Genomic DNA, 26,395 nt, shown 5'->3' with positions numbered 1-26,395 from the left:
ACTCTACTCAAATGCACGGGTCATATCTTCTGACCAGCTTTTGTCATGTAACGATTGTTGTTCGGTATTGTTCAACGCTGTCAAGGCTTGCTGCGCCAGAGCCAGGGTGTCCGCTACCTGCATATCTTCAGGAACTCTTTGACCATCAGTCACATAACTCAATGGTAACCCACTTTGGATCAAAACACTCAAGGCGCCAGCCAAGGAGACTGACTCGTCGAGCTTAGTGAGCACGGCCCCCGACAAGGGAATGCGCTTGAAGTGATCCACCGCATCCTGCAACACCCGGCGCTGCCCTGTTGCAGACAGTACCAGATAACTGCGTATCGGTATCCTGGTATTTGCAGTCAAATTGTCGAGTTGCTGATAAAGCCGCATATCCCGCTGGCCCATGCCGGCGGTATCTATCAAGACTAACTTGCGGTTCCTGAACTGGTAAAGAATTTGTTCCAACTCACCCAAGTCGTGAGCCTGTTTTACCGGACAGCCCATTATTTTGCCATAAGTCGCCAATTGCTCAAAGGCTCCGATGCGATAATGATCTGTGGTAATGAGGGCAACTTGGTCGGCGCCATGGTGGGCGGCGAAACGCGCCGCCAGTTTCGCCAGCGAGGTGGTTTTGCCCACGCCCGTGGGGCCTACCAAGGCCACTACCCCGCCCTGGCGGACTATGTCATCCCCCTGATTGTCGAGCATATTGGCCAGACTCTGGGGCAAGGCGTTGACCAATTCGGCCGGAGAGTAATGCTGACTCAGAGCGGCGAGTTTGCCTGCGACCGCAGGAGAAAACTCGGCTTCCAATAACTTGGTTTCCAACATGGCACCGACGGGATCCGTGCGCTTCTTCTGCTCATTCATCAGGGAAGACACTTGATGGGTCAACAGGCTTCGCAGTGAAGCCAGCTCGTCGCGCATGGCGTCCAACTCGGCGCTGGGCTTGCTGTTGCCCTTATGCTGGCGCTCGAAACCTGACTGAGGCTCTCGGGGCGCGACCTTAGGGGCGGTCGGGGTCTGCAACTCCTTGGCCCAGGCCGGCATATCCAACTCTTCCTGCTGTTGCGACAACTGCTGAGTCAGGCGGCTCTGTTGCTTCTCCAGCAAGGCCTGCAGCGAATCCGGGGCAGCTGGGGCATTGACCCTGCTTTGGGCCCGGACAGGTTGGTTGCCCAGCGAGACCTTGTCGTCGCCTATGTCCAGCAAACTGGATACGGCCGACTGGGTCTTGATGTTGGCCTTGGGTTCGTCATAGTCGACAGCAGCCACAATTTCTATGCCACCCGTGACCTTCTTGTTCGACATGATCACCGCATCCGAGCCTAAGGTCTCCTTGACCTGGGCCAGCGCGGCACGCATATCTTTGGCAAAAAAACGTTTAATCTTCAATTACGCACCCTCTACTGACCGACTGCGGATACTATGCGTATCTGCTTCTCATCTGGGATCTCCTGGTAGGAAATCACCCTGAGATTTGGAATGGTATATTTCACGAAGCGTGACAATGTGGCTCGCAACATACCCGACGTCAACAATATGGCAGGTTGACCGACCATTTCCTGCTTCTGCGCCGCGTCAGCGAGTGACTGCTGCATGCGCTCTGCAAGGCCTGGTTCGATATTTGGTCCCTCGCCACCGGTTGCCTGCATAGACTGATGCAACATCTGTTCCAACTCTGGCGCCAAAGTTATGACAGGAATTTCCAACTCTGGGCCGGAGATCTCCTGCACTATCATGCGTTTCAGGGCGATACGCACGGCGGCGGTCAAGACTTCGGTATCATTGCTCTTGGTGCCATACTCCAGCAGGGTCTGGACTATGGTGCGCAGATCCCGCACCGACACCCCTTCATTGAGCAGGTTCTGCATGACCTTCACCACGCTGCCCAGCGGCATCACATCCGGCACGAAACCATCGACCAGCTTGGGCGAATGTTTGCCCAGCATGTCCATCAGCTGCTGCACTTCTTCGTAGCCCAGCAGTTTGGCGGCATTGTTGGTGAGCAACTGGCTGATATGGGTGGCGATCACTGTCGCCGCATCCACCACTGTGTACCCCAGGGTCTGGGCGTGTTCCCTCTGTTCCGGGGCTATCCATACGGCTTCCAGGCCGAAGGCGGGATCTTTGGTCTCTATGCCATCGAGCTTGCCATAAACCTGACCCGGATTGATCGCCAGCTCGCAATCGTGGCGCACCTCGGCTTCACCTACCACCACCCCCATGAGGGAGATACGATAGACGTTGGGCGACAGGTCGAGATTGTCACGTATGTGCACCGCAGGCACCAGGAAACCCAGCTCCTGGGACAATTTCTTGCGAACCCCTTTGATCCGCCCCAACAACTCGCCGCCCTGGCCCTTATCCACCAGAGGGATCAGCCGATAACCCACCTCCAGGCCGACGGTATCCACATGGCGCACGTCATCCCAGCTCAGATCCTTGGGCTCTTTATCCAGTTTCTCGGTCGGCCCCTGTTGGGCCAGCGCCAATGCCTGGGTGCGTTTGGCATTATTGCGTTTATTGATGAAATACGCACCGCCGGCGGTGCAGAGGGCGAAGCCCAGGAAGGCCAGATGCGGCATGCCGGGCACCAGCCCCATGACGAGTAACACCCCTGAGGCGATCGCCATCGACTTGGGGCTGTCAAACATCTGACTCATCACCATCTGGCCCATGTCACCCGACTCGTTCTGGCGTGTCACCATCAGGGCAGCGGCAATCGAGAGCAAGAGTCCGGGGATCTGTGCCACCAGACCGTCACCTATGGTCAGCAGGGTATAGATCTCCATGGCATCGGAGAAACTCAGTCCATGCTGGGCTATGCCTATGACGAAACCACCCAGTATGTTGATGACCAAGATCATGATACCCGCTATGGCATCACCCTTAACAAATTTTGAAGCACCGTCCATGGCACCGTAGAAGTCGGCCTCACGGGTCACTTCGGCGCGCCGTATCCTGGCCTGATCCTGATTCAGAGTGCCGGCATTGAGATCTGCATCTATGGCCATCTGCTTGCCCGGCATGGCATCCAAGGTAAAGCGAGCACTCACTTCCGAGATACGACCGGCACCCTTGGTCACCACGGCAAAGTTGATGATGATCAGGATGAGGAAGACCACCAGGCCCACGGCATAATTACCGCCGATCACCACGGAGCCGAAGGCTTCGATGACTTTACCCGCGGCATCGCCGCCGTTGTGGCCCTCGAGCAACACCACCCGGGTCGAGGCGACGTTAAGCGCCAACCTGAGCAGGGTCGCCACCAGGAGCACTGTCGGAAAAGCGGCGAAATCCAGCGGCCGGTCGCTGTAAATGGACACCAGCAGTACCACGAGTGCCAGGGCGATATTGAAGGAAAACAGGATGTCGAGCAGGAATGGCGGAATAGGCAACACCACCATGGCCAGTGCCGCGAGCACCAACAGAGGCGTGCCTATCCCCTTAAAGGTGGCAGGTCTTACTTGTTTTATCTGACCCAGGGTCGCTTTAACATCCATTCACAGTTAACCTAAACTTTGACGCATAGCAGTCTTAAAGCAAAAAGCACGCCAGATTTATGTTCGATTCGAGGTTTCAGCCGTAAAAACAGCCAATAGTTGCGGCAGCCCACTTAGCCCGATCCCGCCGGCCCGGGAGCGCCTCGGCCAACTCCGGCCTCAGCCTCAATGCTTCAATTCATCCGGAATGGGTTGGTTGAGCGGTATGGGCAAGGGCTTACGGCCGCGGCCCTTCTGGTATTGCCTTAGCTGGAACACATAGGCCAGCACCTGGGCAACGGCGGTAAACAAGCCCTCGGGCACCTGCTGATCCAACTTGGTGGTGTGGTATATCGCCCTGGCGAGCGGCGGCGCCGAGACTATGGCCACCTTATGCTCCCTGGCAATTTCCCGGATTTTAAAGGCCACCTCATCGACGCCCTTGGCTATCACGAAAGGCGCCGCCGAACGTGTCGCATCGTATTTCACCGCCACGGCATAATGCTCTGGGTTAACCACTATCACGTCGGCATTGGGCACTTCACTCATCATCTTGCGCTGGGCCATTTCGCGCTGCATCTGCCGGATGCGCCCCTTGACCTCGGGTTTACCCTCGGTGTCCTTATATTCGTCTTTGACTTCCTGCTTGGTCATCTTCAGCTGTTTATTGTGATTCCAGATCTGGAATGGCACGTCTATGGCGACGATGATCAACATGGATGAGCACAGCAGGATAAACATCCACACCAGTAGATCCAGGGCATGATACACATTGCCCGGCAGGTGGTCCGCCGACAGCATGAGAAGATCGTTGAAATAGAAGCTGAGCAGCAAATAGGCCGACAGGGCGATGACAGAAAACTTGGCTATGCCCTTGGTCAGCTCCACCAGGGCCTGGGTGCCGAACATGCGCTTGAAGCCATTCATGGGATTCATCTTGCTACCCTTGGGCATGAAGGCCTTGGTCGAAAAACTCAATCCGCCAAGCACTATATTGCCCAGGAAAGCCACCACGGCGAGCATGCCAATGAAACTCAGCATCGGCAGGGTCAATTCAGTGCCGACGACGCCCCAGACCCGGTACATGGAGTTGGTATCGAATATCTGCGCCCGCTCCATGGTGAACACCTGGGTCATGATCCTCGACAGACTCTGGGCCAGTGCCGGCCCCGTCATGGAAAAGCCCACGGCGGCGGCGAGCAGCACGGCGGCGGTACCGAGTTCTTTGGAGCGGGCGACCTGGCCTTTCTCTCGGGCCTGCTCCAGTCGCCTACTGGTGGCCTCCTCGGTACGTTCCTGACTACTGTCGTTATCGGCCATGACGGCAACTCCAGTTCAATGACTTGATACGACCCATCACAGGACAGCGTCCTTGGTGCATTGCAGGTGCGGCATGTCGCATAAGAGCAACTGGGCCGCGCCAGACCTCATCGAACATAGGTGCCATGACAAGGGCTATCATAGGACTGCGTCCTTGGAACATTGCAAATGCAACATGTCGCATAGGAGCAACTGGGCCGCACGCCAGACCTCATCGAAGTGCGCCATTATGGGGGTCAGGGTCAGCCAAAGGATCAACAGGCCTCCCACCATGGTGACGGGGAAGCCTATGGCGAAGATGTTCAGCTGCGGCGCGGCGCGGGTCATGACACCGAAAGAGAGGTTAACCAAGAGCAAGGCGATGATCGCCGACAAGGACATGGTCAGCGCGGCGCCAAACATGTACGAACCCCATTCGGCCAACGCCCGATAGCTGCTGATATCTATGCCTTGGTTGCTGATGGGAATCGTCTCGAAGCTGGCCACCAGCATGCGGATCATCAACAGATGGCCATCGACCGCCAGGAAGATCAGCGTCGCCAACAAGAGAAAGAAGTTACCTACCACTGGGGTCTGCTGCCCAGAACTGGGATCCACCATGGAGGCGAAGCCCAAGCTGGTCTGCATGCCTATGATCTGCCCGGTCAACACGAAGGTCTGCATCAGCATCAGGGTAACGAAGCCCATGGCGCTGCCTATCAGTATCTGTTGCGCCGTAATAAAGACGGCGCTGAAACCGAACAACTCGACCTTGTCCATGGGGGGCAATACCGGCGCTATGGCGAAGGTGATCGCCATGGCAAACAGCAAGCGCACCCTGGTAGGCGTGGTATTGGCGCCGAAGACGACCATCACCATCAACATGCTGGCGATACGAAACAGCGGCCAGATATAAGCGGCTATGGTCTGGGATAGGGTGTCAAACAGCAACTCCACGGCTTAGCCTATCACCTGGGGAATACGGTTCACCATCTCGATGAAAAACTCCATCAGCGTCTGCACCAACCAGTGGCCCAGGAACATCAAGGCGAACAGTGTCACCAGGAGCCTGGGCAGAAAACTCAGGGTCTGTTCGTTGATCGAGGTCGCCGCCTGAAATACCGCCACCACCAGGCCTATGGCGAGACCCGGCAGGACCACGGCCGAGACGATCAAGACGATGACAGACAGGGCCTCACGAAATATATCTATCAGGGATTCTGGGCTCATCTTGGCTCCGTCAAAAAAAACATCAGCAGCTCACTCGCGACCAAAGCCGGTGGCCGGCGCCTTGCCGGTATCGCTAACTGGAATTCTGGGCTCATCTCGGCTCAATCAACACATTAACCTTGGCTAGAGGCCGAAACTGTTGGCCAAGGTACCCATCACCAGGCCCCAACCATCCACCAGCACGAACAACATGATCTTGAAGGGCAAGGAAACTATCATGGGCGACAACATCATCATCCCCATGGCCATCAGGATACTGGCAACCACCAGATCCAGCACCAGAAAGGGCACGAACAACATGAAACCTATCTGGAAGGCCGTCTTCAGCTCGCTGGTAATGAATGCCGGGATCACCACAGTCATGGGGGCCTGTTCCGGCGATTTGATGTCCTGGTAGCCTGAAATTTCGATGAAGGTCTGCAGATCCGTCAAGCGCAGCTGGGACAACATGAAATGCTTCAGCGGCTCCTTGCCGTTGTCGAACGCCTGTTGCAGCGTCAAGGTCTCGTCGACATAGGGTTTGACCCCCTGTTCGTAAATCTTGTCAAACACCGGCGCCATGATGAAGAAGGTCATGAACAGACTCATGCCGATCAACACCTGATTCGAAGGGGTCTGTTGCAGGCCCAACGCCTGCCTGAGAATCGAGAGCACCACTATGATGCGGGTGAAGGAGGTCAGCATGATGAGCATCGCCGGCAAAAAGCTCAACGCCGTCATCATCAGCAATATCTGCATGGTGACAGAGTACTGGGTCGAGCCGTCGGCCCCGGTCGTCACAGTGACGGCGGGCAAGATACCCTCGGCGGCCAACCCGGCCGGGGCCATCAGCATCAAGCCCAGGACCGCCAGGGTCCGTGTCCATTTCATCATAATTTTGACTTCGCTTGTCTTAACCTGGTCGCAAATGAATCCGACTCTATGGCGACACCGGTTTCCAGCTTGTCTATCAGATTGACTTGCTGCGCCGTCACCCCGAGTAAATACTGCTGACCCCCGACCTCGACCAACACGAGTTTTTCTTTGGTGCCGAGGGAAGTTGCCGCCAGGGTTTTCAATACCCCTTGGCTGGCGGGCACCAGATTAAAGCGTCTGACCAGATAAGCCAGGGCAAAGATCAGCAGCAGGACCAGGATGAGTCCACCCAGCATGCTGGCCAGGGTAGCGACCTGTGATGGCTCATGTTCGGCGGCTGAATTCGTCGCCGCCAGGCTTAGGATGACAGGAGTGAGCATTAAACTGTCCCGATGATGGGTTCCTGGCGGAAACTCGGCCAGGATGTCCTTATTATTATTTCAGCCACGCTTGGCGGGTGGCTCCCAACGCACCTGGATCCCGGCCGCGGCAATGACTTGCCGGCCAGGAGCTAAGTCAGCGCAATTTCTTGATCCGCTCCGTCTGGCTGATCACGTCGGTCAAACGGATACCGAACTTGTCGTTCACCACCACGACTTCCCCGTGGGCAATCAGGGTACCATTGACCATCACATCCAGCGGCTCGCCGGCAACCCTGTCGAGTTCGACCACAGAGCCCTGATTGAGCTGCAACAAGTTGCGTATGCTGATAAAACTGCGGCCCACTTCCATGGAGATGGTCACAGGGATATCCAAGATGGTGTCCAGCTTGGCCGCCTGCTCTTCCGTTATCGGCTTGGAGTCATCGACCAGTTCATCCAATCCTATGGCATTGGCCTCTTCCAGCGCCTGCTCCGCCATGGCTGCAGCCCAATCGTCACCCGTATCTTCTGTACTCATACACTATTACCTTATAATTCTGAAATATCTCTGGATTTCCCTTTGCGGGTCACAAGCTGCAGCTCAGTTTTGACTGTTTCCGGACGGGGTATCTTCTCACAGATCTTTAACGCCAGATTGTCTCTGGACTTGCCCATTTTACATCTGTAGGTGGGCAAGTCTTCAATTTTCATCATGATGTATTCGGGCAATTCTATGGGTATGATATCCCCCGCCTTGAAATTCATCACATCCTTCAGCGTCACTTCCTGCTCGACCACGTTGGCGTCGAAACCCACATTGACGTCCATGATCTCGTCACGCAGCGCCTGGGACCAGCGCATGTCTGTGTCTTGTTTGTCACTCTGTACCCCGGCATCGAGCAACTCGCGAATAGGCTCTATCATCGAATAGGGCATGGTGATATGGAAGTCACCACCGCCGCCATCGACTTCTATGTGGAACGAGTTGATCACTACCACTTCCGTCGGGCTGACTATGTTGGCCATGGCCGGATTGACTTCCGAGTCGAGATAATCGAACTCGACATCCATCACGGGAGCCCAGGCTTCCTTATAATCTTCAAAAATGATCTTCAGTAACAGCTGAACGATACGCCGCTCGGTCGGGGTAAATTCCCGGCCTTCAATCTTGGCGTGAAAACGCCCGTCACCGCCGAAGAAATTGTCCACCAGGATGAATACCAGCCTGGCTTCCATGGTGATCAAGGCCGTGCCCTTGAGCGGACTGAAACGCACCATGTTGAGACTGGTAGGGACGAACAGGGTATGGACATACTCGCCGAACTTGAGCATCTGCACCCCGTTGATCGACACCTCCGCCGCCCGGCGCATCATGTTAAACATGCTGATCCTCAGGTGACGGGCGAACCTTTCGTTGACGATTTCCAGGGTCGGCATGCGCCCACGCACGATCCTGTCCTGGGAAGAGAAGTCATAGGAACGGGCATCGCTATCATCGAGCTCTATGTCGTCGTCATCGACATCGTCAACGCCGTGCAACAGCGCATCAATTTCGTCTTGGCTTAATAGATCACTCACAATATCGCCTCAGCCTCTTTTCCTGGATTCATCTGCTTTCCACTCATTGCATCACAAAGCCTGTGAACAGCACTTTCTCGACCACCTTGCGACCCGTCACAGGTTGCAGGGTATTCTGTACATTCAACAGCGCCAGTTGGCGCAACTCGTCCTTGCCCACCAAGGTGCTCAACTTCTGCACATCGGCGCTGCTGAAGGTGGTCAGCAGCGCATCTTCGACCAGAGGAATGTGTTTCTTGACCAGAACATCGTCGTTGCCGCCCCGCACCATCAACTGCACCTTGATTTCCACCAATCTGGCCCTGTCGGCCCCGGGAAGGTTGAAGAGAAACGGCCTGGGCATGGCGACATAGAATGCCTCTCCAGGGTCGACGACTTCTGCGGCTATCTCCTGGCCGGCATCCTCGGCTGCTGTCGATTCGGCATCGTCGCCACCGAGCAGCAGCCACAGGCCTATGCCCAAGAGAAGCAGCAGTACCAGGCCAAGCCCGGCAAACAGCATGAGTTTGCGCTTGCGCTGAGAGTCCTGCGTATTTTCAAGTTCTAAAGATTCTTCTTCAGCCATTAGCTGTTCCATTCACCCATGAGTTAATTTCGGTCATGCTTCTAAAGGCTTCACTTGCTATAGGGCCGCCCCTGGGCATGACGCCGACCCTATAGGTTACCCGCTTATGCGTAATAATCTATACCCGAAGCCGAACTTGTTGCCTGATTTAGGCTCAACACTGTCTCTTCTGCTGAAATTTCATCCAGCCCCTGGCCAGTGCCCGCACCGCCACCATCTGAGCCGCGCCTTTCCTGCTGGCCATGGCCCTGGGATACCTGGCTGTCGGTCAGTTGCATACCCTGCTCAGACAACAACTCCCTCAGTCTGGGAATGGCTTGCTCGACCAGATCCCGGGTCTGATGCTGCACCACATGGAACTGCACCTGGGTCTGATCGCCCTGCACCTGGATCTTCACCATCATGGCCCCGAGTTCGGGGGGATCCAGGCGGATCTCAGCCTGTTGTATGCCCTGACTGACCATGGCGATCAACTGCTGTTTCATCACCGGAGAGAAGCGCTGGATCATCTCCTGCATCTGAGGTGCCTGCTCGCCGCCGTGGCGCACAGACAAGTGCATCTGCGCCAGCTCGCTGCGGTTCAGGGCCCCTTGGGCCGACAAGTGCTGCAACTGCAACCCCTTGGCATCCACAGGGTTAGCGTTCTGGCCATCGACATCCGGCGCCTCACCGGCGTCGGTCAGCAAACCGACGGACAGGTTGGCCTCCTTAAGCTGAGCGGCGCTATCCGAAGTCTGAATCGCCGTCAGTTTATCGGCACTGCCGAGTGGCGCCTCCTGCATCGCCAGCGCCGCATCGCCCTTGGCGGCGCCAACGGCTTCGAGGCCAGGACTCGCGGCGGTCGTTGTGGTCCCTGCGGCTCTGGTCGATGTCGCCGGGGCTGACATAGGGTCAGGATTCAGCCCTTGGGGACTCGCGAGCTCATCCCCGGCATCGGCCACCCCGGGTGTTGCCACTGCGCCGGCACTCGGCTCAGCGTTAGGCCCAGCGCCAGACCCGGCACTCAGCCCGGAACTCAGTCCGGCACTAAGCCCGGCACTAAGCCCAGCGCCAGGCCCGGCAGATGTCGGCTCCTGGCTGGACTCTGAGGCTGAGCTTGCCCCGGAAGCTGCTTGCGGAATTTGCTGCGCGCTTTGTGGCGTAATTTGCGCTGCATCTGCGTCAGTGCCCTGGCCCGCCTCTGGACTCGCGCCCAAGGCTTCTATGGGCAGTTCGGCGGCATCTGCCATGCCGGACTGGGCTTGTGACTCTGCGACAGAGCCGCCATCGAGTGCTGGCACAGACGCTTCCCCGGCCACCTCCGCATCCATTTCGGTCCCGGCATCGACATCAGCATCTGCGCCAACATCTGCAGAGCCACAGGCAACAGCCAGGCTCCCTTGGCTGAGTTCGGGCGTCAGCGCCGATGCCGCATCGGCATAATCGCCAGGGGAGAGCGGCAAGTTCTCGCCGTCAGCGGCAGTCTGGGATGGCTGTTTCAGTTCCTTGGCGAGATTGATCTGGGCGAAAATAAACTGGATATCGTCGTCATTTTGGCTGTCTTCCTCATCCGACTCGGGTTTGGCTGAGGCCTGCTTCTCTTGTGACTGCATTGGGCCTGTGGCCTCAGCCCTGGCAAGGACAGACTTCCCGGACTCGTGAGTCGACGCATCAGTCTGGCCGCCGGCTTGCGCCAAGGCGGTAGAAAAGGCTTCGGCATCACTGGGTTGTTGCGAATTTTTGACCTGCGACTGAGTCACTTTTGCCGAGCCGGCAAGCAAGATATTTGTCGTTTGTTGCATGAAATTCCCCGAAGTGGCCCTTTGCCGACCCTATGTCGTCCGAATGCGAGCGTCAAATTACCGCTCTCTATTCACAATGCTTGGGTAAACTAAAGCAATAAAAATGCCAACACTCATGGATCGGGCGGTTTAACTTCTGCGGTTGCGATAAAACTGCTGCGAGGCAAATTCGTCGCTCATCTTCTGCTCCCGCTTGGCTTCGAGCATCAGGGCCTTGTCGGCCTTGTTCGCCAGCAACAATTCCACCGCCTTACGCTTCTGCTGTTTCTCCAGCCAATGTTGCTGCCGATATTGGGTCTGGGTCGTGGCCTCATTCACCTGCTTATGCTGTTGTACTATGGCTTCATCTATCTGGCGGATAAATTGGTGAAATTGGTGGTAATTACTGGCACTGATCTTCTGTCCCAGCTGGCTATCCATCTGCTTCATATAGTCGAGACGGTAATTATTCAGTGCCGTCAGCTGCCCCTGGCGCTTCTGCAAGTCAAGCTGCGCGGCTTTCAACTGCAATCCTGCCTGTTCCTCGGCATCGCTGGCGAGTTTGAGCACTGTCAATAAAGGATCTTTGGCCATGAAGCTGTATCCCTATGTCCTTTGGGTGGCTGTGGCTTGCCACGGATGAGCTTGCATTCTGATCAGGGCATGTCTCGCCATGGGCCGTCTATACCTTGCACTGGGCGGCGAGTTGCCCCAGCATCAGCTGACACTCATCGAACCTGTGGGCGTCGCGCATGGTCTGACGCAGGAAGGCATTCATCGCAGGTTGCAACCGAATGGCATTGTCTATGCGGGCATCGCTGCCCTGGGCATAGGCACCTATGGAAATAAGGTCTTTATTCTGTTGATACAGGGAGTAGGTTTGTTTCACCTTGCGCATCGCCTCCAGGTGCTCATTGGGGATCACCATGGGGGCGACCCGGCTGATAGAGGCTTCTATGTCGATCGCCGGATAATGACCCGAGTCGGCCAGCGCCCGCGACAGGACTATGTGGCCATCGAGGATCGCCCGCGACGCATCGGCTATGGGATCTTGCTGATCGTCGCCTTCGGTCAGTACCGTGTAGAAGGCCGTTATCGATCCCTGTCCCGGACCACCGTTGCCGGCACGTTCCACCAAACGCGGCAACTTGGCAAACACGGAAGGCGGATAGCCTTTGGTTGCCGGCGGCTCACCCACCGCCAGGGCGATTTCCCGCTGGGCCTGGGCGTAACGGGTCAGGCTGTCCATCAGCAGCAGGACGTTATAACCCAGATCGCGGAAATATTCGGCAATCCGGGTCGACGTTTCACAGGCCCGCAGGCGCATCAGCGGCGAGGTATCGGCCGGAGCGGCGATGACCACAGAGCGGGCCCTGCCCTGCTCACCTAGGATTTCTTCGATAAATTCTTTGACTTCGCGGCCGCGTTCACCCACCAGACCGACCACTATGATGTCGGCCGTGGTGCCCCGGGTCATCATGCCCAAGAGTACGCTCTTGCCCACGCCCGAGCCGGCAAACAGCCCCATGCGTTGGCCCTTGCCCACGGTCAGCATGGCGTTGATGGCGCGCACCCCGACGTCGAGCGGCTCACTGATAGCCCGCCTGGACAGGGGGTTGATCGCCGGGCTATGTCTGGGCGCGTATTGATCCGTCTGCAAGGGGCCCTGACCATCCAGGGGGACCCCATTGCCGTCCAATACCCGTCCGAGCAGTGACAGTCCGACTTTCAATCCGGCTTGCTCCCCCAGCGGGCTCACCCTGGCACCCGGCAACACGCCCCTGAGTTCCTCAATCGGCATCAGGTACAACAACTGATCGTCGAAGCCTATGACTTCGGCGATCAATTCACCCACCATGGTTTCTATGGCGCATAGGCTGCCGACCGGGGCCCGGCAGCCGCTGGCTTCCAGGGTCAGACCGACCACGCGCACCAACTGACCGCTGGCGACGGGGCGAAACGGCGGCACCTTGTCAGTGTGCAGTTTAACCTTACGCAGCAGCCTGTGAGTTCGATTTTGCATCTTGGCCGTTACCTGTTGCCTGAGGGGGTTGAGCGGAAGCCTGAGCTATTGCTTGCGCATCATTGGCTTGCGGAGCATTGGTTTTCGGATCGTTGGCATCGGGAACATCAGCCTCGGCATCCTGCATGGCGGCCTGGCTATCGCCGGCGTCTGCCGTCAGGGAAGCCGTCGCCTGGGCAGCACTATTGGCCTGCGCCTCTTTATGCTGCTGTATTTCCTGTTGCAGATGGGCACGCTGCTGACGCAGCGGCTCGAATACCGTATCTATGCGACTCTCCAGGCGCATATCCACCAGGGAGCGCCGGCTGTCGAGGATGCAATCGCCCGGTTGCAAACTGGGATCTTCATCTATTTGCCACTTGTTGCGCTCGAGCTGGGCCTGGGAATAGACATCGTTGACCAGGGCCGCATCGTCCGGATGCAGCCGCAGCGACACCGACTGTTCCTTAATCGGCAGCGCATCTATGCCCTGGCGCAAGGCTGCCAGTATGTGTTCCGGATGGGTTTTAAGTTCATGACCTATGACGGCCCTGGCCAAGGACATAGAAAGAGACATCAATTCGGCTTCTATGTCGGCATCGAGAACCGCCAGGGGCTGCTCGAATTGCGTCAATAGGCTATCGAAACGCGCCAACATGACTTTGGCTTCGGCCATGCCTGCCTCGAAACCTTGTTGTTGCCCCTGCTCCAATCCCTGGGCATGCCCTTGTTCCAGGCCTTCGAGTCGGCCCTGCTCCAGCCCGGCGCTATGGCCCTCTTGCTTGCCTTCGGCGAAACCTTCCTGCTCTGCCTGGACTCGTATGGCTTCGATTTCGGCCATGGTCGGCGGCAGGACAGTCTCGGACTGGGCCTCCCTCACATGGGCCTTGCCAAATTTACCGAATAAATTTGACGGTTCATCGGTCTGCTCCGAGGTGATATCCGGCAGTTGCCAATGGCTGAATTCATGTTCTGTATCTGGTGTCATCTGCTGCCCCTTAACGTCTTTTAGAGGAACTCGTCTCCGCCGCCACCGCCCAACATAATCTCACCGCTGTCGCTGAGGCGACGGGCGATGGAAAGTATCTCTTTCTGGGCAATTTCGACTTCGCTGATGCGGATAGGTCCCATGGCATCAAGATCGTCCCTAAGCAATTCTGCAGCCCGTTTGGACATATTCCCGAGCAATTTTTCCTTGAGCTGATCGTCGGCCCCTTTGAGCGCCTTCATCAGAATATCCTGCTGCACTTCACGCAGCAATGCCTGAATGCCCCGATCGTCGACATCGATAAGATTTTCAAAGACAAACATAAGATCCTGGATCTGCTGCGCCATCTCTTCGTCGGACTCGCGCATGGTCTCCATCAGTTGGCTCTCGACCCCGGTATCCAGGTAGTTCATTATGCTGGCCGCCGCCTTCAAACCACCCATCTTGGCCGCCTGGGCCCCGCCCTGGCCGGCAAACTGTTTCTCCATGATGTCGTTGAGCTCTTGCAACGCCGCCGGCTGGACTTCTTCCAGATTGGCGATACGCATCATGAGATCCAAACGGGTATTCTCCGGGAACTGGCCGAAAATTTCTGCCGCCTGATCCGGTTCCAGATATGAAAGCACTATGGTTTGGATCTGCGGGTGCTCATTCTGGATTATGGTCGCCACCTGACGCGCATCCATCCACTTCAAGGAATCCAGTCCCTTGGCACCGCTGCCCATGATGATCTGTTCTATGAGGTTGCCGGCCTTGTCTTCGCCGAGCGCCGCGGTCAATGCCTTACGCACGAATTCTTCGCTGTTGAAGCCGATGGAGGAATACTTCTGGATATCATCCAGGAAGAGTTTATGTACCCCTATGACTTTTTCCTGACCGAAGTCCTCCATCGCCGCCATCGCCATGCCGACCTTCTGCACTTGCTTGGGCTCGAGGTGTTTCAGGATCGACGCCGCATCCGCTTCGCTCAGGCTCAGCAGTAAGATGGCGGTCTTCTCAATCCCAGTCATGTTGTCTATGTTAAAGCCCGAGCCTTTAACTGCTTCTTCTTTTATTTCAGCCATTGTCTTGTAACCAGGTTTTCACGACTTGTGTCGATAATTCAGGCTCATTCGCCACCAGAGCGCGAATGGCCTTAATCATATCATCATCTTTGCGCAGATTAGGGATCAGTATCGAACCATCGTCGGCATAACTGTACTCGGCTTCCTTGGTATTCAACATGCCCAAGGTATCGGCCGCGTATTGATCTTCGATTTCAGCAAGCTCATGGCCCATTCGCGGATCGTCCGGCATATTGATGCTGTCCGGATAGATGAGCCGCTTCAGCATGGGACGCACCACGAATATGATCAGGGTTAGGATAACCAAGGCGCCCAAGGCCAGTTTCACCGCCCGCCAGAACCAGGGTTGCTCCCACAATTCCGGAGCCGGCATCTCTTCCACCAACTGATCCATGAAGGGCACGGTAACCACCTCCAGCATGTCACCACGCTGGCCACTGAAACCGACAGCGCCTTCCAACAGGCGGCGGATATTGCTCAGCTCCTGCTCGGTGCGCGCCACCCGGGTCACCTGACCATTCTCGCCTACGGCACCGGGTTTGAAGTCTATGGCAACCGACACACTGACGCGGCGCACCACCCCCACCTGCTGACGGGTATGACTTATGGTGGTATCCAGCTCGAAGTTACGGGTGGCCTCTTTGTGGGAGTTGCCCGATGCTACCTGGGTTGCGGCCGCCCCTGTGGCTTGCTGGGGGATATCAGATTCCATCGGCGGCTGGTTGGACAAGGCGCCGGGAATGCCGCCACTGGTGCCGGCCGAACTGTTATTCTCGACTGTCATTTCGCTGCGCAGCGACGGTAAATCCGGATTGAAACGCTTGGCCGTTTGTTCGACAGAGGTGAAATCCATGCTGACATCGACTTGCGAAGTGAAATTCTCTGGGCCCAGGATGGGCACCAGGATAGATTCTATCTTGTTGCGATATTCGGCTTCTTTCTGCTGCACCAGCTCCAGCTCGCGACGGGCGCGGGCCGAGGCCCCATCCTGGCTGCCGGAATTGAGCAGGCGGCCACTGGAATCTGTTACCGTCACCCGGGTCGGCTCCAGCCCCTGAACCGCGGAAGCGACTATGTCGACTATGGCATCGACTTCTTCCTGGCCCAAACCGCCACGGCGGGTGCTGATGACGACTGTGGCGCTGGGCTTGGAGACATTGCGGGCGAACACATTTTCCTTGGGCAATGCCAGGATCACCTTGGCACGGCTGACACTCTTGAGCTCTTCGATGGCACGGGCGAGGTTCTGCTCCTGGCTATGTTTGAGCCTGGCCTGCTCCATCCGCTGACTGACACCGAAGCCACTGTCCTGGCTCAGATAATCATCGGTTTGCGCCGCCCCGTCGATACCGGCGCGGCTGAGCATCATCTTCACCGCCTGATATTGGTCTTCAGGCACACTCACCACATCGACATTGATTTGATAGTCGATCTTATTTTTGTCGAGCACATCCAGTACCTGCATCATCTCCTGGGTTTCCATCTTGCCCAGCGGACGATATTCGGGTTCCTGTGCCCATAGCATGACGAACACGGCCAACGCCAGGCAGATAGCCAGGGCGAGGATCATGGTGACCTGGCGCATCATATCGACGCCACCCAGGCTTCCCATGACACCGGACTTATGCTCCTGCTGAACTCCATCGTCGGTTGTCAGTCCCGACCCTACCATAATTTCTGTGCTCACTGCGCCTTCCTGCAATCTGGTTTATTCATGGCCTAAACAGGCATGCTCATAATTTCTTTGTAGGCTTCAACAAGTTTATTCCGAACTTGTACCGTGGCCTCGAACGCCACCCCGGCCTTCTCCCGGGCGATGACAGTATCCGACAGAGTCACGCTGGTGTCACCCATATCCAGGCGGGTCGCCAAATTAGCCGAAGTACTCTGCAGCTCGCTGACATTGCCGACCGCCTGCGACAGCAGTTGACCGAAGTCGCTGCCGCTGGTGTTGTTGACCTGTTGGCTGATGTTGGGTTGAATAGCAAAAGAAGGGGAAATCTCACCCTTAAGTGACTGCATTTCCTGAAGTAATGAATTTGCGCCTATTTGCATATTGAGCCCCATTCGTCGAATTATTGACGATAACCACTGATGATAGGCTAATAATGCAAAATGTTTGCCAATGTTAGATTATGCTGCTGAGAGGCGGGAAAACAGGCAGGAATTGCGCCGAGATTAAACATTTACCTGTCGAAAATTTAAGCACCGATATTCAAGCCCTGCAGTTTAAGCACCGGTATTCAAGCGCTGCAGTTTAAGCATCCAAGCTTAGGCGCCGGAGGCCATCTTCCCAAAGACAGCCTCCCGGACCCGGTTATCCAGGCAACTGGATCCCCATGTCGCGCATCTTGGCCATCTTGTATCTCAGGGTTCTGGCACTGATCCCCAGCTTCTCGGCGACCAATTTGCGACTCCCCTGGCATAGGTTCAGGGTTTCCAGGATGATCACATGTTCCTGGGCTTTCAATTCATCCCCCAGACCATCGACTTCGGCCGGTTTCAGCGTGACAGCCTCATCCGCCTCGGCATCGAGCAGCACATCCTGGGCATCTATTATGATGTCGGCCGCCGTGATCGCATCCCCCTGATGCAGGATCAGCGCCCGTTGAACCACATTGTCCAACTCACGCACGTTACCCGGCCACCTGTGGGCCAACAGACGCCTGCAGGCGCTCTCATCCAACTCCGGCATGGCCGCCAGCTGACAGGCCTCGGCATGTTTGACCACCAAGTGACGCGCCAACGGCAGTATATCCGCCGGGCGCTGACATAGGGCCGGCCAGGTCAGTGGAAAGACATTGATACGATAGTAGAGATCTTCACGGAAACTGCCGGCGGCCGCCATGGACTTGAGATCCCGGTTGGAGGTGGCCAGCACCCGCACATCCAGCTTGATGGTCTTGCGACCCCCCAGACGTTCGACTTCCCGCTCCTGCAATACCCGCAGCAACTTGGCCTGCAGCGCCAGATCCATCTCGGAGATTTCGTCCAGCAGCAAGGTGCCCCCCTGGGCCTGCTCGAATTTCCCCGGGCAGGCCTGATAGGCACCGGTAAAGGCCCCCTTCTCGTAACCGAACAGGGTCGCTTCCAGCATATTTTCCGGAATGGCGGCACAGTTGATGGCCACGAATGCCTCGCCGGCACGCTTGCTGTGGTTATGGATATAGCGGGCCATGACTTCCTTGCCCGAGCCACTGGGCCCCATGATCATCACAGAGGCATCAGATACCGCCACCCGCTGCGCCAACGCCAGCAAGGCCAGGCTCTTGTCATCGGCAACCACAGGCTTATCCGTGTTCAGCTTGGTCGGCAGATAACGGGAGACCTGGTTGAGCAGCACCTGAGGCGCAAAGGGCTTGGCAAGATAATCGACGGCCCCCAGCTTGATGGCGCTGACGGCACTGCCTATGGTGGCATAGGCAGTCATCAAAAGTAGCGGCAGTTTAGGCTGATGCGCGGCCAGATAGTTGAGCAAGCCGATCCCGCCTATGCCTTCCATCTGCACATCGCTGATGACAAGGTCGAAGCTCTCGCGCTTGAGCGCCATTATGGCTTCTTCCGCCGAACCTACGTCGACACAGTCGTAGTGGGCCAACATCAGGGTATCGAGTAAGGCTTCACGCAGGTTGGCGTCATCCTCGACCAGCAAGAGTCTCGCTTCAGACATGGGCGACCTCCGTCATGGTGCAGTCATCGCCATGCCTATGCAGTGGGAAATGCAGTGCCACGGCGCAGCCCTTGCCCGGGGCACAGCTCAGTTGCAGCTGGCCGCCATGATTGCGCACCACGGACTGAACCACCGCCAGCCCCAGCCCTGTGCCCTGACTCTTGGTGGTGAAGAAAGGCTCCAGCACCTGTTGCTGCATCTTGGCATCCAGTCCCTTGCCATTGTCCAGCACCTGCAGGCTGAGGCCGCCGTCACTCTGGCTCGCCTGCAGACGAATGTCGGTTGCACCTGCTTCAATGCTGTTGATCACCAGGTTGTTTACCGCCGAACTGAGGGCATTGATGTTGGCCAGCAACAGCCCGGAGGAAGTATCGCTGTGAGTGATGCGACAATTCTGCCTGGCGGCTATGGGTTCACAGTTGGCCAACACCTTGTCTATCAAGTCTCCAAGGGAGACGGGTTCACCGAGCGCATCCTGGCGCCCCTTGGCCATCAGCAGCATGTCGTTAACCTGGCGTTCGAGTTCATTCAAGCGGTCGACCAGTTTCTGTTGAAACTTGCTGCGCGCCGCATCCGATAGTTTGGGGCTGGCGAGGTTGGAAGCATAGAGTAAGGCCGCCGACAAGGGCGTGCGCACCTGGTGCGCCAGGGTGGCAACCATCTTGCCCAGTGACGACAGGCGTTGCAGGTGAGACAGGTTTTTTTGCAGCAGACGGGTTTCGGTCAGATCTGTCAATACGATCAACTGCCCCGGCTCAGGCGTCAACGGCGTGATGGCCAGCTTAACCCGCCGTCCATTGCGTAAGGAGACTTCATAGCCGTCATCATCCTGAGGCGCAAAGGCGCGATGGATAACATCCAGCCAACGGGCACCGCTCAGCGGTCGACCCAGCAATTCGATCGCAATAGGATTGGCTTCGGTCACTATGCCATCGCCATTGAGTATCACCACCCCGGATGGCATGGCTTGCAGTATATGCTCCATACGATTGGACATATTGGCTGCCTCACGCTGCTGGATCCATTGCCACTGGGGGCTAATGCTGTCAATTGGTGCTAATGGATTGGCTGACACTGCTCGATTGGCGACCATAGTCACTCCGTCAAATTATTGCCTATGACGGGTGACTGCAGAATTTATGCCAAAAAGGATTCAAGCATTAAAGTAGAAAATAACTATTTTTTAAACAAAGAGTTGTAACAAGACTACTCTTTGCTCATGCCGTATTTACGCATCTTCTCGACCAAGGTGGTACGGCGTATCCCCAGCATTTCGGCGGCCCTGGCGACCACATTGTCCTGCTGTTCCAATGCCTGGCGTATCATGTCGATTTCCAGTTCGGCCAACAAGTCCTTCAAGTTAACCCCCTCGGGTGGCAACTCACTCGGGAAACGGGTCTCGGGGAGCTCTATCGGGGTATCGTCGCTGAAGATGGAGGCCAGCGCATCCCGCTCCTGCTGCTCCTCGCTGACATCCACCGAGTACTCGGGTACGTCGATATAGCGGTATTTCAACGGCAGATCGTTGACATCGACCAAGCCGCCCGGATAGAGGATGGTTAAACGTTCCACCAGGTTGGAGAGTTCCCGCACGTTGCCCGACCAAGTGTGCTCCTTGAGCGACTCTATCGCCCTCTGGGTAAAGCGCACCTTGCCCCGGCCTTCGTTATAGACACGACTGACCAGCTCCTGCAACAGCAAAGGCACATCGTCCTGACGCTCACTCAGCGCCGGCATTTCTATGGGGAAGACGTTGAGGCGATAGTAGAGATCTTCCCGGAACTCATTATCCAGGATCATCGCCTCTAGGTTTCTGTGGGTCGCGGCGACCACACGCACATTGGCCTGAATGGTTTTTGAGCCACCGACGCGCTCGAACACCCTCTCCTGCAACACCCGCAGCAACTTCACCTGCATCTGCAACGGCATGTCACCGATTTCATCCAAGAATAGGGTGCCGCCCTCGGCCAGTTCGAAACGTCCCTTGCGCGATGAGATGGCGCCGGTAAAGGAGCCCTTCTCATGGCCGAAGAGTTCGCTTTCGAGCAGTTCCGGGGGAATGGCGCCGCAGTTCACAGGGATGAAGGGACCGTCACGGCGAGGGGATAAATAATGAATGTTGCGCGCAACCACTTCCTTGCCGGTACCGGATTGCCCCAGTACCAACACTGTCGCCTCGGATCCCGCCACCTGGTTGATCAGATGCCGCACATTGGAAATGCCTTCACTGCGGCCTACCAGGCTACGAAACAGCTTGGTCTGATTGACACTGGTCGGCACCTGGGGACGTTTCACCTGGCCGTAGACCTGGCAAAAATGCAATAACTCTGTCAGTTGCGGATAGTTCAGCGGCTCATCTATGACACCCAGTATGTTGGAGAGCTGAAGATCGTCGACCGCCCCCAACAAGAGCCAAGGCTGCCAGACAAGGCGTCCGGCCAGATTTTTCAGTTCCTCAACCGATATCACATCTGTCGCCACTATCAGGGCTCGAAAGCGAGTGTCCTGAGTATAGGTTTCAATCTTATCGACTGAGATACACTCAATTTGCTCACCCAAGAATTCTAATATGCAACACAAGCGGTTAAGGCGCTCGGACTGGTTTCCGACAAGTAAAATTCGTTGTTCTGTTAGCATCATTCAGTAGGCCGTTTAAGCTCTAATATTTATTAATTCGCATTAATTTTTTATGTTAGTTGCTGTAAAATCTTCGCAAATTTAATGTAAAAATCTGTGTCACAATCAACACCAGGGGGAATATTGTATTATCAGCCAGCCAGAAGCAAGTGGCAGATGCTGTTTATCGCTCATAGAATCGATTTTAGTCTAGATCCTGCGGCGAGCCGGCCTGAATCGTCAAATATCTGTCGCCGAGTCAAAAATGGCGCGCCAAGCACGCCGCATTTCCGGTCATTTCCCACCCAGTTTTACAGGTTATCTGCATGAGAAGACAGGGTATGTTGCTCCTGGGGGATGGCGTCCCAACTCTCTTTGATTGTGCGTACCAAATCACTGACTTCGTCTATGGCCTGCACATCGTTATTCATGTTGGCTTCGGAAATTCTGCGCAACATAAAATCATATAAATCGCTGAGATTATTGGCGACCTGACCTTCGGCCTCCATGTTCAAGCTGCTGTTTAAGCCCGAAATGATCCCCAGCGCCTTACCGATAAATATGCCCTTATTGGCATAGTCTTTCTGCTCTATGGCATAACGACTCTGAGCCAAACGCTCCAATGCACCCGACAGCATCATCTGAATGATCCTGTGGGGCGACGCGACGGCAATTTCACTCTCGAGTGACACCTTGCGATATGACTTTAATGATCCTCTCATACACACCTACCTATTTGCATCTATAGTCTTGTAAACCTTGATATGACGCTGATTATTACTGCCGGCTTGGACTAACGACTGCCTGTGTCGAAACACCTCAGTCGCCTGTTGCTCATAAGACTGGGTGAGCAACAATTGCTGTTGCAAATAGTCTCTATCGATAAAATCGTTATCGGCAACCAGCTCGGCGAGTAATAATTGACGTTGCTGAATAGACTCAAGCAAATTTGATACCAACATATCGGTCAGTTCATCTTCAACCGAAGAAAGTGCCAGCTTAGCCAGATTGTCGGCCACCCCGGAGTTAAGCGAGTTCAAGGTCTTCAGCGTGTGGGCTCTGCCACTACAGCTGGAATTGATATCATCTTGCATACTCATACCTGGTGGCTACTCTCTTCATTGGTGTCTTGTGGTGAAGCTGCGCTCTTGGTGGTCAAATCTATGTTGCAGGCATAGGGGATCAGTTTTTACTCACCAGCCCCGGCATCGAATCCAGACGCTGACTCAACATGCTGCTCTGGGTGTTCAGCTGGCCGACCAGTAAGTCCATCGCATTGTACTGCTTTAATAAGCGCGATTCATAGGCACTCATCTTCAGCGCCAGGCTCTCACGGCTATCGGTAATACGGGCGATCTGCTTATCCAGGCTCTCGTCCCGGCTATCCAGGATACCACCGGCCTGCACGTAAGAATCTGTGACACCTTTGACCTTGGCGGCGAAACCGGTATCTTCGGTAGTGAAGAAATCAGCCACCGCACTGGCATCGGTTTTCAATACCTCGGTCAGCTTGGTGTCATCTATCTCGAGCAAGCCTTCCCTTGTGGTCTTGATTCCCAGATTTGCCAGCATGATCTCACCATTGCCGCTGTTGCCAGACGATGACATGACGCCTCGAAGCTGAGACTGAATGCTGCGGATCACTGAGTCGCCCTGCAGCACACCTGCCTTTTTGGTCTTGGGATCATAACCCGACATGCCGGACATGGTCTTCATCATCTCATTGTATGAAGTGACAAAGTCCTTGATCGCTGCCTTGGAAGTATCTCTGTTGGGTTCGACCGTCAAGGTCGTTGACTTGGCTGCGTCGGCATCGGTCAAGGTCAAATTAACCCCGGTGATCGCATTTTCAATGTCATTTGAGTCAGAGGTGACCTTGAGGCCATCGACATAGATAATGGCATCCTTGGCAGGCTGTAACTCAGTCATGGTGAAGGTATCGTTCAGCGCCGTACCCGCATCGTCTGTGGCTGTCACCTGCACTGTATTGGCGATACCTGTTTTGTTCGATGTCAACACCAACTGGGCACCGGCATCGCCATTGATGATGGTGGCCGTGACCCCGACATTGTCTTCGGCGGCATTGATACTCTTCATTATATCTTGCAGCGAGTCTGTGGCGGCTACGGCAACATCGAAGCTCTCGCCGTTAACGGCAAAATTCAGTGAACCGCTGCCGATGGGCGCAGTCACATCCGCGACGGCCGCTGACCCCTGCTTCTGGCTTTCGGCCAGCTGCTCGACCACCAGCTTGTAGCTACCGGCTACGGCCTCGGAATCCACAGTTGCCTTGAGAAAGTCGCTGTTGGAAAGCTTGCTCTTGAAACCTGTGAAAGTCTTGGCATCGGACAGGGGCTTAAACTTATCCATAAACTCCGACATGGCACTCTTGAGCGCGCCTATGGCCGAAATCTGGGTGTTGAGCTTGCCTTCACTGGCATTGAACTGTGCCTCTTTGGGGGCTTTTTCCGCATTCACCAAGGCGCTGACTATGCCACCTATGTCCATGCCAGAACCTACACCTAGTGCCGTTAATCCCATATCCACCTCTGACTCATCTAAAACAAACCTTAACCCAAGACTATCGCTAGCGAGAGTATCAAGCCTCTGTCTTCACCAACAGTCCGGCCACATCCGAGAGTTTTTGCGCCAACTCCAATGCTTCTTCATTGGGGATCTGGCGTATCACCTCTCCCGAATCCATATCCATCACGCTCACCACTGGAATATCCAGGGTATCATCGACCTCAAACGCCAAGCCCTTGCGCATCACAGACATCATGTCGGATAAATCCGTGGCGATTTTCTGCAACTGCTCGAGATCTGTATGCTCTGCCTCTGCGGCATCTTTGTTTTGGGCCGTCTCATCGGCGGCATTTACCCGCGCTTCCAATTTACTTGCCGGATCTGTTGCCGGCTGGGGCGCCACGGCCGATTTCATCTCCGTGGTAAAGCTTGCAACCTTAGATGTATTTACTGGGTTAATGTCCATCATCATACTCCATTTCAACTCATCCATGCTCACCTGAACCCGTTCGCCCTAATGGTACTCCCGCTGCAGTTTATCCGGTCAAACATGCAAACCAGCCTGCAAATATGGGGCCAACTGACAGGCCTGAACCACTCAAACCTCGTGGTACCTTAAAGCAGCAAGGGAAGGTCCGCAACGAACCTTCCCTGATATCAGCTAAGCTGTACTCCAGTCATTCGATTGGACACGGCAATTACAGCTAGCCATGCCCATTAGCGGCTGTTACAGCAGTGACAGTGCGACCTGAGGCAGCTGGTTGGCTTGGGCCAACATGGCTGATGAGGTTTGCGACAGGATCTGTTGCTTGGTCATCTGCGCTGTTTCCTTGGCGAAATCCACATCCTGAATACGGCTGCGAGCGTCGGCCACGTTGCTCTGGACGTTACCCAGGTTATTGATGGTGAAGTTCATACGGTTCTGTACCGCACCCAAGTCGGCACGCTGTGAATCTATACCGGCAATGGCTGAATCTATTACCGCCAGTGCATCCTGGGCGCCATCGGCCGTACCTATATCTATGTCTCTTACCGAAGCCAGTGAAGATGCACCACCTGTGGTAGTAATCGCAGCCGTCGTGCCTGTTACCGTGAAGGCATCGCTCGATGAGAATGCCAGCTCCGAGTTCACTACAACACCACCGGCATCGACAACATCGGAAGCTCCGGCAACGCCATTGGTCACTGTGGCCATAGTCAAGGTACCACCGGCTGGACCCACGGCTTTAATACCGGCAACATCATCTGCAGAAACAGTCAATTTGTCAGTGGCCGAGTCATAAGTCGCCGAATAACCATCTTTGCCAATAGCGCTGGCCAGGTCTTTCATGCTGCCGTTAAACTTGCTCAAATCGTATGAACTGGTACCAATTTCCAGGGTACCTGTGTCGGCAGCGGTGAAACCACCCAGTTCAACCGATACTTTGGCTTCGGCGGTAACGCCTGTACCCAAAGCATTCAGTGCATCGGCAGCCGCTTTGGCATCCATACCTGAGATGTCGGTTGCAACTGAAGTACCGCTGGGGCCACTCAACACGATATCTGACGCACCTGTAGCGACACCATAAGCCACACCTGCAGCGGCGGCAGCACCAAACACAGTACCGGCACCTGTTAGCTGATTCTGGCCGATAGCACTGGCCGACACGTCACCGATTGATACAGAGATGGTCTCATTGGCATTGGAACCCACCTGGAATTTCTGTGAACCATAGCTGCCATCGAGCAACTTCTGGCCACCGAAAGAAGTGGTATCGGCGATACGGGTCAATTCGGTTTGCAGCGAAGAGATCTCTTTCTGCATAGATTCACGATCTTCTGCCGAGTTTGAACCGTTGGCCGATTGCAGTGACAGGTCGCGCATACGCTGCAGGATGTTGGTGGACTCACCCATGGCGCCTTCGGCTGTCTGGGCGATGGAGATACCGTCGTTGGCGTTGCGCATGGCCACGTCCAGACCGTTGATCTGACTGGTCATACGGTTGGAGATCTGCAGACCGGCGGCATCATCTTTGGCGCTGTTGATGCGCAGACCCGAAGACAGGCGCTCCATGGACGTCTTTAATCCATTGTTGGCGCTGCCCAAGTTCTTCTGTGAATTCATGGAGGTGACGTTAGTGTTTACTGAAATAGCCATAGATGATTTCCTCTTTATACCTGGCTTGAAAACTTGCCTGTTTCTTGGCTTAAGTCATCTGTTTTGAACAGTTTGCTTAAGTTAAGCCAGGCGGGTCTTATTGGTTACAGTTACTTTAACGGCAGCACTTTTTCTAACTTTAATGTTTTTTCTTAAAATGTTTGAAAAATGTGCTTTCCATGAACTCGCCGGCAAAAAACCGGGGAGTTTCAGGCCAACTGACAGCCAGCATCCAGCTGAGTATCACGGCCAATAAACATAAAACCAGGG

25 protein-coding genes are annotated in these 26,395 nt (G+C 55.5%); all 25 read right to left on the bottom strand.

The window, feature by feature from the left end; translation table 11 throughout:
* Window positions 1–3: 3 nt before the first annotated feature.
* The 25 genes from flhF to LZP73_RS10755 all read right to left on the bottom strand — a co-directional run bounded on the left by flhF (window position 4) and on the right by LZP73_RS10755 (window position 26,125).
* Window positions 4–1,383 carry a flagellar biosynthesis protein FlhF gene (flhF, locus tag LZP73_RS10875; protein ID WP_234234997.1) on the bottom strand — a complete coding sequence of 460 codons (1,380 nt, stop codon included), beginning with the start codon at window positions 1,381–1,383 and terminating at the stop codon, window positions 4–6.
* 11 nt (window positions 1,384–1,394) lie between these two features.
* Complete coding sequence (gene flhA, locus LZP73_RS10870) at window positions 1,395–3,494, bottom strand: flagellar biosynthesis protein FlhA (RefSeq protein WP_234234995.1); 2,100 nt, start codon at window positions 3,492–3,494, stop codon at window positions 1,395–1,397.
* 165 nt (window positions 3,495–3,659) lie between these two features.
* Window positions 3,660–4,793: a flagellar biosynthesis protein FlhB gene (flhB, locus tag LZP73_RS10865; RefSeq protein ID WP_234234993.1), complete on the bottom strand. Its 1,134-nt coding sequence runs from the start codon at window positions 4,791–4,793 to the stop codon at window positions 3,660–3,662.
* Window positions 4,794–4,931: 138 nt separating this feature from the next.
* The gene (gene fliR, locus LZP73_RS10860; RefSeq protein WP_234234991.1) at window positions 4,932–5,729 is read right to left on the bottom strand and encodes a flagellar biosynthetic protein FliR; all 798 of its coding nucleotides are present in this window, start codon (window positions 5,727–5,729) and stop codon (window positions 4,932–4,934) included.
* Between the two features lie 3 nt (window positions 5,730–5,732).
* Window positions 5,733–6,002, bottom strand: a complete 270-nt coding sequence (gene fliQ, locus LZP73_RS10855) for a flagellar biosynthesis protein FliQ (RefSeq protein ID WP_169564259.1) — start codon at window positions 6,000–6,002, stop codon at window positions 5,733–5,735.
* A 123-nt stretch (window positions 6,003–6,125) separates the two neighbouring features.
* Entirely contained in the window at window positions 6,126–6,872 is a 747-nt protein-coding gene (gene fliP, locus LZP73_RS10850; protein ID WP_234235266.1) for a flagellar type III secretion system pore protein FliP, read from the bottom strand.
* Window positions 6,872–7,237: a flagellar biosynthetic protein FliO gene (fliO, locus tag LZP73_RS10845; protein WP_234234989.1), complete on the bottom strand. Its 366-nt coding sequence runs from the start codon at window positions 7,235–7,237 to the stop codon at window positions 6,872–6,874. The genes fliP and fliO overlap by 1 nt, the downstream gene beginning before the upstream one ends.
* A gap of 136 nt (window positions 7,238–7,373) precedes the next feature.
* On the bottom strand, window positions 7,374–7,757 hold the full coding sequence (gene fliN / locus LZP73_RS10840) for a flagellar motor switch protein FliN (protein WP_169564257.1): 384 nt from the start codon (window positions 7,755–7,757) through the stop codon (window positions 7,374–7,376).
* A gap of 11 nt (window positions 7,758–7,768) precedes the next feature.
* A complete protein-coding gene (fliM, locus tag LZP73_RS10835; protein ID WP_169564256.1) occupies window positions 7,769–8,797 on the bottom strand; it encodes a flagellar motor switch protein FliM in 1,029 nt (342 codons plus the stop codon).
* Window positions 8,798–8,840: 43 nt separating this feature from the next.
* Entirely contained in the window at window positions 8,841–9,362 is a 522-nt protein-coding gene (gene fliL, locus LZP73_RS10830; RefSeq protein ID WP_234234987.1) for a flagellar basal body-associated protein FliL, read from the bottom strand.
* Between the two features lie 104 nt (window positions 9,363–9,466).
* Window positions 9,467–11,143: a flagellar hook-length control protein FliK gene (locus LZP73_RS10825; RefSeq protein ID WP_234234985.1), complete on the bottom strand. Its 1,677-nt coding sequence runs from the start codon at window positions 11,141–11,143 to the stop codon at window positions 9,467–9,469.
* A gap of 129 nt (window positions 11,144–11,272) precedes the next feature.
* Window positions 11,273–11,716 carry a flagellar export protein FliJ gene (gene fliJ / locus LZP73_RS10820; RefSeq protein ID WP_169564253.1) on the bottom strand — a complete coding sequence of 148 codons (444 nt, stop codon included), beginning with the start codon at window positions 11,714–11,716 and terminating at the stop codon, window positions 11,273–11,275.
* 88 nt (window positions 11,717–11,804) lie between these two features.
* Window positions 11,805–13,145, bottom strand: coding sequence for a flagellar protein export ATPase FliI (gene fliI, locus LZP73_RS10815; RefSeq protein WP_234234982.1), 1,341 nt, complete (start codon window positions 13,143–13,145; stop codon window positions 11,805–11,807).
* Entirely contained in the window at window positions 13,114–14,112 is a 999-nt protein-coding gene (fliH, locus tag LZP73_RS10810; protein WP_234234980.1) for a flagellar assembly protein FliH, read from the bottom strand. Before fliH ends, fliI begins: the two co-directional genes overlap by 32 nt.
* A 20-nt stretch (window positions 14,113–14,132) precedes the next feature.
* Window positions 14,133–15,176, bottom strand: a complete 1,044-nt coding sequence (gene fliG, locus LZP73_RS10805) for a flagellar motor switch protein FliG (RefSeq protein ID WP_234234978.1) — start codon at window positions 15,174–15,176, stop codon at window positions 14,133–14,135.
* Window positions 15,169–16,848 (bottom strand): flagellar basal-body MS-ring/collar protein FliF, encoded by a 1,680-nt coding sequence (fliF, locus tag LZP73_RS10800; protein ID WP_267960161.1) that lies wholly within the window; start codon window positions 16,846–16,848, stop codon window positions 15,169–15,171. The genes fliG and fliF overlap by 8 nt, the downstream gene beginning before the upstream one ends.
* A 47-nt stretch (window positions 16,849–16,895) precedes the next feature.
* On the bottom strand, window positions 16,896–17,231 hold the full coding sequence (fliE, locus tag LZP73_RS10795; protein ID WP_234234976.1) for a flagellar hook-basal body complex protein FliE: 336 nt from the start codon (window positions 17,229–17,231) through the stop codon (window positions 16,896–16,898).
* A gap of 262 nt (window positions 17,232–17,493) precedes the next feature.
* Window positions 17,494–18,846 (bottom strand): sigma-54-dependent transcriptional regulator, encoded by a 1,353-nt coding sequence (locus LZP73_RS10790; protein WP_234234974.1) that lies wholly within the window; start codon window positions 18,844–18,846, stop codon window positions 17,494–17,496.
* A complete protein-coding gene (locus LZP73_RS10785) occupies window positions 18,839–19,921 on the bottom strand; it encodes a sensor histidine kinase (protein WP_234235264.1) in 1,083 nt (360 codons plus the stop codon). Before LZP73_RS10785 ends, LZP73_RS10790 begins: the two co-directional genes overlap by 8 nt.
* 131 nt (window positions 19,922–20,052) lie before the next feature.
* The gene (locus LZP73_RS10780; protein ID WP_169564247.1) at window positions 20,053–21,486 is read right to left on the bottom strand and encodes a sigma-54 dependent transcriptional regulator; all 1,434 of its coding nucleotides are present in this window, start codon (window positions 21,484–21,486) and stop codon (window positions 20,053–20,055) included.
* Between the two features lie 287 nt (window positions 21,487–21,773).
* Window positions 21,774–22,184, bottom strand: a complete 411-nt coding sequence (fliS, locus tag LZP73_RS10775) for a flagellar export chaperone FliS (RefSeq protein WP_234234972.1) — start codon at window positions 22,182–22,184, stop codon at window positions 21,774–21,776.
* Between the two features lie 6 nt (window positions 22,185–22,190).
* Entirely contained in the window at window positions 22,191–22,556 is a 366-nt protein-coding gene (locus LZP73_RS10770) for a flagella biosynthesis chaperone for FliD, FliT (protein ID WP_234234969.1), read from the bottom strand.
* An 88-nt stretch (window positions 22,557–22,644) separates the two neighbouring features.
* Window positions 22,645–24,003, bottom strand: a complete 1,359-nt coding sequence (fliD, locus tag LZP73_RS10765) for a flagellar filament capping protein FliD (protein WP_234235263.1) — start codon at window positions 24,001–24,003, stop codon at window positions 22,645–22,647.
* A 58-nt stretch (window positions 24,004–24,061) separates the two neighbouring features.
* Window positions 24,062–24,403, bottom strand: coding sequence for a flagellar protein FlaG (locus tag LZP73_RS10760; protein ID WP_234234967.1), 342 nt, complete (start codon window positions 24,401–24,403; stop codon window positions 24,062–24,064).
* A 312-nt stretch (window positions 24,404–24,715) separates the two neighbouring features.
* A complete protein-coding gene (locus LZP73_RS10755) occupies window positions 24,716–26,125 on the bottom strand; it encodes a flagellin (protein ID WP_234234965.1) in 1,410 nt (469 codons plus the stop codon).
* Between the last annotated feature and the right edge of the window lie 270 nt (window positions 26,126–26,395).

The organism is Shewanella sp. AS16 (genome assembly GCF_021412365.1).
Lineage (GTDB): Bacteria > Pseudomonadota > Gammaproteobacteria > Enterobacterales > Shewanellaceae > Shewanella > Shewanella salipaludis.
The sequence above is the reverse complement of the archived record's forward strand: the minus strand, read 5'-3'. Positions and strand labels throughout refer to the sequence as shown.